This is a genomic window from Skermanella sp., assembly GCF_059503625.1.
The window spans coordinates 1-9,322 of sequence record NZ_JCACHA010000799.1 but is presented as its reverse complement, the minus strand read 5'-3'; the positions used below and the strand labels follow the sequence as shown (position 1 = coordinate 9,322).

Genomic DNA, 9,322 nt, shown 5'->3' with positions numbered 1-9,322 from the left:
TCTTAAGATGAACGCAAGCGGAGCCGCTAACAATCCCCCATTTGCGAAAAAAATCGAAATATCACTGCATTGCCGCTTGGGCGGGAGCCCCCGCATCCGGAGAAACGGCACCGCTCTGCATGCCCCAAAGTTTCGCGTAGATGCCGTTCCGCCGCAGCAGCTCGCCATGGGTCCCTGCCTCCGCCACCTGTCCGCCGTCGATCACGTAGATTCGGTCGGCATCGACGATGGTGGACAGGCGATGCGCCACCACCAGAGTCGTCCTGCCTTGCTGCAAGGCCTTCAGGGCACCCTGGACGACCCGTTCCGACTCGGTATCGAGGGCGGAAGTCGCCTCGTCCAGCAGCAGGATGGGCGCGTTGCGGAGCATGGCTCTTGCGATCGAGATCCGCTGACGCTGCCCGCCGGACAGCTTGACCCCGAACTCGCCGACCATGGTGTCGTAGCCGTCGGGAAGCCCCATGATGAAGTCATGGGCCGCGGCGGCCCGCGCGGCCGCAACGATCTCGTCCTCCGTGGCGCCGATCCGGCCGTAGGCGATGTTGGCGCGGATGGTGTCGTCGAACAGCGCCACTTCCTGGCTGACCAGGGCGATCTGGCCGCGCAGGCTCGCCAGCGTCACGTCCCGGACATCCGACCCACCCACCAGGACGGCACCGCCGGTCACGTCGTAGAAGCGGGGGATCAGGTTCAGCAGCGTCGATTTGCCGGCACCCGAGGGGCCGACGAGCGCCACGGTTTGGCCGTCAGGGACGTCCAGGTCGATGCCCTGGATGGCCGTCGAATCCTGGCCGTAGGAGAACCGCACGTCCTGGAACCGGATGTCGTGGGACGTGACGTCCAGCGCCTTCGCATCCGGCTTGTCCAGGATGGACGGCGGAGTGTCGAGCAGGGCGAAGACCCGGTCGGCGGCGGCAAGACCGCCCTGAAGCTGGCTGTTCAGCTTGGCCATCCGCTTCATCGGCTCATAGGCCAGCAGGAAGGCCGTGATGAAGGAGAACAGGGCGCCGGCCGTGCGCTCGCCGTTGATGACCTGGATGCCGCCGTAGACGACGACGGTCACGATGGCCAGGCCGCTCAGGATCTCTGTCACCGGGCCGGACAGGGCGGAGACTCGGAAGCCCTTGTGGACCAGTCGATACAGGTTGTCGATGATGCCGCCGACGCGGCCCTCCTCGTACGTCTCCATCCCGTACGCCTTGACGTGACGGGCCCCCTGAAAGGTCTGATTCAGGATGGTCGAGAAATGGCCCAGTTCCGCCTGCGTGCTGGCCGACACCTTGCGGAACCGCTTGCCGAGGCGCGCCACGAAATAGGACGCGACCGGGAAGACGATGAAGGCGCCCGTGGCGAGCACCCAGTCCTGCTGGAACATGACCGCAACCAGAACAACCAGCGTCAGCACGCTCTTGCCCATCCCGGTCAGGCATTCCGCCACAGCCAGCCGCATCAGGCCGACATCGTTGACCATGCGCGAGATCAGGTTGCCAGCCGAGGTCCCGTGGAAGAAGGCCAGATCCAGGCGAAGGAGGTGCGAATACATCTGACGCTGGATATCGGCCACGATGCTCTGGCCGATCTGGTTCATTTGAACGCTATGGAAGTAGGTCGATATCCCCCGCAGCCCAAAGGCGATTAGCACACCGGCGGCAACTGGAAACAGCATGGCCTGGTTGCGGTTGGTGAACACCTCGTCGATGATCGGTTCCATGAGCTTGGCCATCGCCCCGGTTGTCGCGGCCGCAACGGCCATCCAGAACAGCGCCTGGGCGAGCAACCAGCGGTATGGGCTCAGATAGGTCGCGACCAGCCGCTTCAGCAACGGCATGGTGGCCGTGTGGCGGCTGGGAGACTTATCGAAAGACTTGGAGGGGGAAGAGGATGCAGCGATTTTCATGAAGCGTTGACCGGACGCGAGTCGTCGCCGGAAACAAGGAAAAACAGCCCGGCGTGAAAGGGGACCCTGCCCCATCCGGCGAGATTTGACCAGCGGTGACTTGTCCCACCGGCCATTTACGTGGGCTGGATATCGCCGCCGGCCCTTGGTGAAAAGCATCACAGCCGGATTGTCACGGTCACGATATGGTTACTCAGCATCGTTTAACAAGTTGCGCGTAGCGTTGTTGGTATCAGTGGTTTTTCAAAACGCAGTCAGGTCCGCCCATGCCCGACGAAGCCAGTCTGATCAGAACCCGTCCCCGCATCGGTCTGGCGCTCGGTGCCGGCGTCGCCCGCGGATGGGCACATATCGGCGTCCTGCGTGCGCTCAAGAAGATGGGCATAGAGCCCGACATCGTTACCGGCACCTCCGTCGGCGCCCTGGTGGGCGGATGCTATCTGGCCGGTCATCTGGATACGCTGGAAGAATGGACCCGCAACCTCAGCCGCATGAAGATCGTCAGCTACCTGGATCTCCGCGTGCGCAGCGGCGGCCTCATCAGCGGCGGCCGTCTGATGGCGGAGATGACGAAGCACATGGGCGACAAGCGGATCGAGGATTTGCCCATGCCATTCGCCGCTATCGCCACCGATCTGGTCACGGGACATGAAGTCTGGCTGAGGACGGGACCGCTGGTGGAGTCGCTGCGCGCCTCCTTCTCGCTGCCGGGCGTCTTTCCGCCGGTCTGCATCGACCAGCGCTGGCTGGTCGACGGCGCGCTGGTCGATCCCGTCCCGGTTGCCTCGTGCCGCGCGCTCGGCGCCGAGATGGTCATCGCGGTCAACCTGAACTCCGACATCCTAGGCAAGGCCCGCAAGCCCGGAGCGAGCATCGCGACCGCCGCGGGGTTCGACTTGATCCAGGTGCTGGAAGAGGAGCAGTCCCACCAGACCCCGACCCCGCCGTCACGCCTGAACGCTCTGACGCGGCGGGTGTTCACCCGCGAATACGACGGGCCGAGCCTGTTCGGCGTCATGGTGTCGTCGCTTGGGATCATCACCGACCGCATCGGACGGACCCGTCTTGCCGCCGACCCGCCGGACGTTCAGATAGCGCCCCGGCTAGGCCATGTCGGCTTGCTGGAATTCGACCGTGCGGCCGAAGCGGTGGAGGAAGGTGCGGCGGCGACGGAACGCTCGATCCCGGATCTGGCGGATGCGATCCGGGTCTTCAGCGCCAATCTTCGCGATACCGCGCGAACCTGATTGACGTCAGCCCGGCGGACGGGTCGATTGCGGCACCAGGGCCAGACAGTTTTCGACGATCCGGTAGCACTGGCCGAGCGAAGCCGAAGAACCGGACGAACCGGTATAGTTCAGTTGTTGAACGACGCCGTTCCGAATGGTGAAGTTGGCCTCGCAACTGCTCGAGTATCCGCCACCGCCACCAAAGAGCGGGAAGCCCAGGCCGATTCCGACGCCCGAACCGCCGCTTCCGCCGGCAACCCCGAAGGAGGTCGAGGGGCCGCCGCCGCTGTAGTCGGAGCTGGTGTAGGTCAGGAATTCCGAGTTGTCGACCGTTGCCGAGCGCTGCGGCACGCCGGCACAGGACAGCAGCGTCTCCTTCGGCATGCCGACCAGCACCTGCCGGGCATCGGCGGCCTTGTCGGCGTTTGGGTTGGCGCAGGACGCCAGGGCAAGCGCCGCGAAGGGAAGGAGAAGCCCCGTTTTGAGTGTGGATGGTTTATTCACGTGACGCTTCCTCCGCTGGACGGTCTTTTCTCACGCCATATCGGTTTATGCCGATCGCCCATATCCGTATCGCATTACCTGGATCAGCGGGCGAATTGCAGTTCAACGCGGCTGCTCCAGGCCGGGTCCGCCATGTCGGGCCAATTGTCCTTGTCGAAGCCGTCGAGGCCCTTCAGCCTCTCCTTGTCCGCATCGAGCTCGAAGCGCTTGTCATCCTCGTTCAGCCGGAATGCCCGCCAAGGCACGGCGAAGAAGCGAGTCCCGAAGCCCAGCGTGCCGCCGAACTCCAGCACCGCATAGACGACCCTGCCGTCGGCCAGATCGACCATGGTCGCGTCGACCGTGCCGATGTCTTCGCCGCCGTGGTTGCGAACCGCAGTCCCTGCCAGGCTACCCGCCGACATGACGCGGCGATGAAGGACATCTCCGTCGCGCCCCATCCAGAAGCCATGCACGCGATTGCTCCACGACAAGTCGGCCATATCCGGCCAATTGTCCTTGTCGAAGCCGGGAGCCTGCCGAAGATGGGCCTTGTCCACGTCCACCACGACCTGCCGGCGCCGTTCGTCGACCCGGAGGCTCTGCCACGGCAAGGCGAACAGCTTTTCGCCCATTCCCATGATCCCGCCGAACGAAAGGACGGCATAGGCGACGCGGCCGGTCGGCACATCGATCATGATGTCCTCGATCCGGCCGAGCATCTGGTTCTCCAGATTGCGGACTTCGTCACCGATCAGCGATTGCGCCGAAAGCACGGAACGGCGGCGCCATCCCTGGGCATCGGCGACGAAGCGGTCGGGCTGGGGCTTGGTCGATGCGACCGAAACGGCAAGCCACGCCGCTCCTAGCGCGATCAGCGCCGTCGGAATGGGATTGTCCCGGATCGCATCGGCAAGCCTGTTGCCGCCTGCGGCCCTCAGCGAGCCGGTCACCTCTTCGAGCAGGTCGCTGGGAGCCAGCCTGCGCTCCAGCGACGCGATGGTCCGAGAAAGATTGTTCTGGGTCTTGGCGATCTCGCGCTGGATCTCTTCGGGAGAGCGGCTGGTTCCCGTCATGGTGTCCGGCTCCGGACGAGCCGCGCGTCGTCTTTGAGCGTTTCGATCGTCCGCTGCGGCGTCAGGTTCATGTTCTTCATGTTGCTGATGCCTTTCAGCAGCATGATCACGCCGATCAGCAGGACGACGCCGCCGACGATCAGAGCGGCAAGCCAAGGCTCCACCACTTTGGACAGGCCGAATGTTCCGGACAGCATGAGGAAGAGGATGCCGATGAAAAGCACGGCGCCGCCGATGGCAAGCGCCACGGCCCCACGGGTTACCTGCCCGACCTTCTGGGATGCTTCGACTCGCGCAAGTTCGACTTCCCGCTTGATCAGAAGCGTCGCCTCCTGCCGCAGATTGGCGAAGAGGCCGCTCAGGGGCAAATCGACTGTTCTATCTTCGTTCATTTTTCGCTCCTGATCCGAAATGCACCCATACCGGAATCGGTTTCGGCCCCATGATCATGGCCGACATTTCACTTAAACGCTCAACCCTTCCGGCGAGCCGGAGTTCCAGACATTCTCCGGCTTTCTCCGGCTACCGGCCTCGCGGGTCAGCCCCGCGGAGGAATCGAGCCCCTCTCGTCGGAGATCGTGATTTCCACACGGCGATTCTGCTGCCGGCCGCTGGCTGTGCTGTTGCTGGCGACGGGAAGCGCCGGCCCCAAACCGCGGGTGACGACACGCTGCGGGCTGATGCCGTAGCTGGTCAGCGCCTGTCTGACGGCCTCGGCCCGGCGTTCGGAGAGTTCCTGGTTGAACTCGACGCTGCCGGTGCTGTCGGTGAAGCCGGTGATCTCTACCGTCCGGTCCGGGTTCTGCTGCATGAAGTTGGCAAGCTGGCTGACGGTCCGATCCGCCCCAGACCGCAGGTCGGCGCGGCCGGTTTCGAACAGCACGTCACCCAGGGTCAGGACCATGCCGCGATCCGTCTGCTTCGCCTGAAGGTCTTCCAACTGGCGCTGGAGGCTTTGTACTTGACCGGTGCGGGCGCCGAGCAGCGCTTGATCGCGGGCCAGGTTGGCCTGTTCGATCTGCTTTTCGGCGTCCTTGAGCGCCGCGGTCTGGACAGCGATGTCCGCCCGCCGCTGCGCCAGATAGGCCTGATGATCGACGACGGCGACATCCTCGCCATCGGCCTGGGCATCCTGCGCCAGCTTGAGCGCCTGCTCGGCACGCTGTAGTTCCAGCGGAGCGGTGCTGACGACCTGGGGATCGTTGCGCGCCGTATCGAAGGCCGTGGCGGCCTGAGTGACGCTACGCGTCTGGGTCGGTGCGTTGGAACACGCGGCGAGCAACGCGCAGGCGGCGGCGCCCATCGCCAACCGGCGGATCGTCGATGCTGATGTGGTCATATTGGCTTCCTTCCCTCTCAGCTCGTCGGCCGGGTCGTGATTTCGCGCCGCATCGTGTCGATGCTGGCCTGGATCGCGGCAGCGGCGTCGCGCGTGGTCTTGGTCCTGGACCGCAATTGAGCGACTCGGGCGTCGAGTTCCGCTTCCTCGGCCAGCCGGAGCGCCTTTTCGTTGTTCTCGTCCTGCATCTCGCGGCGGGCGGCTTCCAGTTTCTCCCGCGCCGTGTTCAGTTCCACTGGCGCGTACTGAACGGCTCCGGCGCTTTCCGCGTCGCGAATGATGCTATCCGACAACGTGACCTGTGTGTTGGGCGGCGGAACTTCGTTCGCACAGGCTGCAAGTGCCAGGGCACCCGTTATGAGAAAAAGCCCGCGCATACGCCACCCTTTGGACGTTAAGGACATGACATCACACTCTCGTCGGCAATTGAGATGATTGGAATACGCGGTTGTCATCCGCGCCATCACTAAAACCAGTCAGTACCGTGATTGTTCCCACGCAAGATCAGCGAAGATTTTCGACGGTATAGACTAAGGGGATATATCGCCAACGACTGACTCAGGTGCGATGCTGGCCATCCAACAAGGCAGCCACCAAAGGAAGTATCCAGTCATCGGGCTGACCGATGGACAAAACGAAATGGGAGGAAGAATTATGCAGATCGACAGACGCTCGGTCCTCCGGACCGGGGCAGCCGCCGCCGCGGCCCTTGCAGCAAGCCCCGTCCTCGCTCGTGATTGGGGCGATCCGCCGCCGGTCCGGTACCCGGACGATTCGGTAGAAATCCTTGACCCGAGCTTCGCGAAGTACCGCGTCGGCAACGCCAACGTGGAGCGTCTGGCCGCCGGACTGCGCTGGGCCGAAGGACCGGTCTATTTCCGCGACGGCGGCTATCTGGTCTGGAGCGATATCCCCAACAACCGGCTGATGCGCTGGACCGAAGAGACCGGCGCCGTCAGCATCTTCCGTCCGGTATCCAACTACACCAACGGCAATACGCGGGACCGGCAGGGCCGGCTGATCAGTTGCGAGCACGGTGCACGGCGCGTCACCCGGACCGAATATGACGGCACGATCACGGTCCTGATCGACCGGTTCGAGGGCAAGCGGCTGAACGCGCCCAACGACGCGGTCGTGCATTCCGACGGCGGGATCTGGTTCACCGATCCCGGCTACGGAATCCTGGGAGACTACGAGGGCGGCAAGGCGGAGTTCGAGCTTCCCCGGAACGTCTACCGGATCGATCCGGCAAGTGGACAGGCGACTGTCGTCGCCGGCGATTTCGACCGGCCGAACGGCCTTTGCTTCTCGCCTGACGAGAAGAAGCTCTACATCGCCGACACCAGCGACAAGGGTCCAAAGCAGATCAGGGTATTCGACGTCGTTGACGGCAAAACGCTCGCCAATGGGCGGGTGTTCGCGGACATGGCGCCCGGCCTGGCCGACGGGATGCGAACCGATGTGGACGGCAACGTCTGGGCGGCGGCGGGCTGGGCCGGCGAAGGCTTCGACGGCGTCCACATCTTCTCGCCGCAGGGCGGCAAGCCCATCGGCAAGATCCATTTGCCGGAGATCTGCTCCAACGTGTGCTTCGGCGGAGCGCGCAAGAACCGGCTGTTCATGACCGGCAGCACGTCGCTGTACTCGCTCTACGTCAATACGCGCGGGGCCCAGGTCCCCTGATCCAGGAGCTATGACCATGAAAAAGGGGTGACGGGCCATCGCGGCCCGTCACCCCTTTTTCGACTTGGCAGTCCGGAAAGGCGTTCTCAGCCTTCCAGGAAGGTCTTCAGCACCCGGGCATGCTTGGCCCGGCCCAGGCGCTGGAGCGCCTTCGCCTCGACCTGACGGATACGCTCGCGGGTCACGTTGTAGTCGCGGCCGATGTCCTCGAGCGTCTCCTCGGTGCCGGCCAGACCGAAGCGGCGGCGGATGATGTCCGCCTCGCGGGGGGTCAGGTCGTCGAGGATCTCCGACAGCTTCTCGCGCAGCGAGCCGGCCGCGATGGCGTCGAAGGCGCCGGTCGTGGCGCTGTCCTCAAGGAAGTCACCCAGACGGGCACCGTCGTCGTCGTCGCCGACAGGAGCGTCGAGACTGACGGCGTCGGCGGCCATGCGCAGCAGTTCGGCGACCTTCTCGACCGGCATCGCCAGCGCGGACGCGATGTCCTCGTTGGTCGGCTCGATGCCACGGCGCAGGCGGAGCTGCACGGCGCAACGGCGGATCTTGGTCAGCGCCTCGCAGGCATGGGCCGGCATGCGGATCGTGCGGCCCTGGTCGGCCAGAGCGCGCGTCATGGACTGCCGGATCCACCACGTGGCATAGGTCGAGAACTTGTAGCCGCGGCGCCAGTCGAACTTCTCGATGGCGGTCATCAGGCCGATATTGCCTTCCTGGACCAGATCCAGGAACGGCAGTCCGCGGTTCAGGTGCTTACGCGCCAGGGCGGCGACCAGACGAAGGTTGGCCTTGGCAAACGCTTCCTTGGTCCGGGTCTGCTCGTTCTGCGACCGCTGGAGGCGTGCCGCCAGTTCGCGGAACTCGCCGATCGGCAGGCCAATGGTCTGCGTGATCTCGGTCAGCTCGGCGAACAGGGCATCGACTTCCTCGCCCTTGCGCTCGGCCAGCTTCGCCCAGGCTCCGCCCTTGGCAGCCCGGTTCGCCAGCCAGCCGGCTTCACCCTCCTTGCCGAGATAGGCTTCCAGGAAGACTTCGCGCTTGACCCCGCCCGCCATCACGACGCGCGCCAGCCGGCCGTCGACACCGACGATACGGCGGTTCAAGTCGCGCATGGCGGCGATCAGCTCGGTGCGCAGGTCGATGGAAAGCGGAAGCTCGCGGATCAGGACGGCGGCAGCGGCGGAGTCGGTCTGGACCGCCTCGATCCGCTCCAGCGCCTCGATCACGGCGATAGCCATCTCTGCAGCGGAGATCGCGGGGGGAACGCCGGCGACGTCACCGTCATCGGCATCCACCAAAGTCTCGTCGATCTCATCCACGACATCGTCGGCATGAGCTGCCGCTTCCGCCTCGGCACCCATGCGGGCGAACCGATCGAGATCGATCACCGAACCGAGCGTCACGGACTCCTCACGCAGGCCCTGGAGGCACTGCATGAGACGGGTGCATGCAAAAGGGCTCGCCGCAATCACGTCGTCGATGGCGGCGCGGGCCGCTTCCATACGCTGCGCCAGCATCACTTCCTGCTCGCGCGTCAGCAGCGGATGCTGCGCCACGTCCCGCAGGTACAGGCGGACCGGATCGGTAGAGTGCTCGGCAAAAGCGATATTGCCACGGG

At 64.6% G+C, this 9,322-nt stretch carries 9 protein-coding genes; 2 read left to right on the top strand and 7 right to left on the bottom strand.

Features of this window, described 5'->3' with window-relative positions:
• Positions 1 to 61: 61 nt before the first annotated feature.
• The gene (locus AC5JJ6_RS28315) at positions 62 to 1,828 is read right to left on the bottom strand and encodes an ABC transporter ATP-binding protein (protein WP_496045267.1); all 1,767 of its coding nucleotides are present in this window, start codon (positions 1,826 to 1,828) and stop codon (positions 62 to 64) included.
• A gap of 335 nt (positions 1,829 to 2,163) precedes the next feature.
• On the opposite strand from AC5JJ6_RS28315, the gene AC5JJ6_RS28310 reads away from it, so the two are divergent.
• Positions 2,164 to 3,144: a patatin-like phospholipase family protein gene (locus AC5JJ6_RS28310; protein WP_496045266.1), complete on the top strand. Its 981-nt coding sequence runs from the start codon at positions 2,164 to 2,166 to the stop codon at positions 3,142 to 3,144.
• A 6-nt stretch (positions 3,145 to 3,150) separates the two neighbouring features.
• Here AC5JJ6_RS28310 and AC5JJ6_RS28305 read toward each other — a convergent pair whose 3' ends face one another.
• From AC5JJ6_RS28305 to AC5JJ6_RS28285, 5 genes are all read right to left on the bottom strand, one after another.
• Positions 3,151 to 3,630 (bottom strand): hypothetical protein, encoded by a 480-nt coding sequence (locus tag AC5JJ6_RS28305; protein WP_496045265.1) that lies wholly within the window; start codon positions 3,628 to 3,630, stop codon positions 3,151 to 3,153.
• Positions 3,631 to 3,713: 83 nt separating this feature from the next.
• On the bottom strand, positions 3,714 to 4,685 hold the full coding sequence (locus AC5JJ6_RS28300; protein WP_496045264.1) for a PRC-barrel domain-containing protein: 972 nt from the start codon (positions 4,683 to 4,685) through the stop codon (positions 3,714 to 3,716).
• Positions 4,682 to 5,077, bottom strand: a complete 396-nt coding sequence (locus AC5JJ6_RS28295) for a phage holin family protein (RefSeq protein WP_496045263.1) — start codon at positions 5,075 to 5,077, stop codon at positions 4,682 to 4,684. The genes AC5JJ6_RS28300 and AC5JJ6_RS28295 overlap by 4 nt, the downstream gene beginning before the upstream one ends.
• A gap of 146 nt (positions 5,078 to 5,223) precedes the next feature.
• The gene (locus tag AC5JJ6_RS28290; RefSeq protein ID WP_496045262.1) at positions 5,224 to 6,024 is read right to left on the bottom strand and encodes an OmpA family protein; all 801 of its coding nucleotides are present in this window, start codon (positions 6,022 to 6,024) and stop codon (positions 5,224 to 5,226) included.
• A gap of 17 nt (positions 6,025 to 6,041) precedes the next feature.
• Positions 6,042 to 6,317 carry a DUF4398 domain-containing protein gene (locus tag AC5JJ6_RS28285; protein WP_496045261.1) on the bottom strand — a complete coding sequence of 92 codons (276 nt, stop codon included), beginning with the start codon at positions 6,315 to 6,317 and terminating at the stop codon, positions 6,042 to 6,044.
• A 361-nt stretch (positions 6,318 to 6,678) separates the two neighbouring features.
• Between AC5JJ6_RS28285 and AC5JJ6_RS28280 the strand changes: the two genes are divergently transcribed.
• Positions 6,679 to 7,707 (top strand): SMP-30/gluconolactonase/LRE family protein, encoded by a 1,029-nt coding sequence (locus AC5JJ6_RS28280; RefSeq protein ID WP_496045260.1) that lies wholly within the window; start codon positions 6,679 to 6,681, stop codon positions 7,705 to 7,707.
• An 86-nt stretch (positions 7,708 to 7,793) separates the two neighbouring features.
• Here AC5JJ6_RS28280 and AC5JJ6_RS28275 read toward each other — a convergent pair.
• Positions 7,794 to 9,322: sigma-70 family RNA polymerase sigma factor (locus AC5JJ6_RS28275; protein WP_496045259.1), on the bottom strand; the 1,529-nt coding region annotated here is incomplete at its 5' end.

Bases quoted from the DNA above. Each gene is read 5' to 3' on its own strand.
- AC5JJ6_RS28315 (WP_496045267.1), bottom strand. From the start codon at position 1,828: ATGCCGTTGCTGAAGCGGCTGGTCGCGACCTATCTGAGCCCATACCGC.
- AC5JJ6_RS28310 (WP_496045266.1), top strand. From the start codon at position 2,164: ATGCCCGACGAAGCCAGTCTGATCAGAACCCGTCCCCGCATCGGTCTG.
- AC5JJ6_RS28300 (WP_496045264.1), bottom strand. From the start codon at position 4,685: ATGACGGGAACCAGCCGCTCTCCCGAAGAGATCCAGCGCGAGATCGCC.
- AC5JJ6_RS28295 (WP_496045263.1), bottom strand. From the start codon at position 5,077: ATGAACGAAGATAGAACAGTCGATTTGCCCCTGAGCGGCCTCTTCGCC.
- AC5JJ6_RS28290 (WP_496045262.1), bottom strand. From the start codon at position 6,024: ATGACCACATCAGCATCGACGATCCGCCGGTTGGCGATGGGCGCCGCC.
- AC5JJ6_RS28280 (WP_496045260.1), top strand. From the start codon at position 6,679: ATGCAGATCGACAGACGCTCGGTCCTCCGGACCGGGGCAGCCGCCGCC.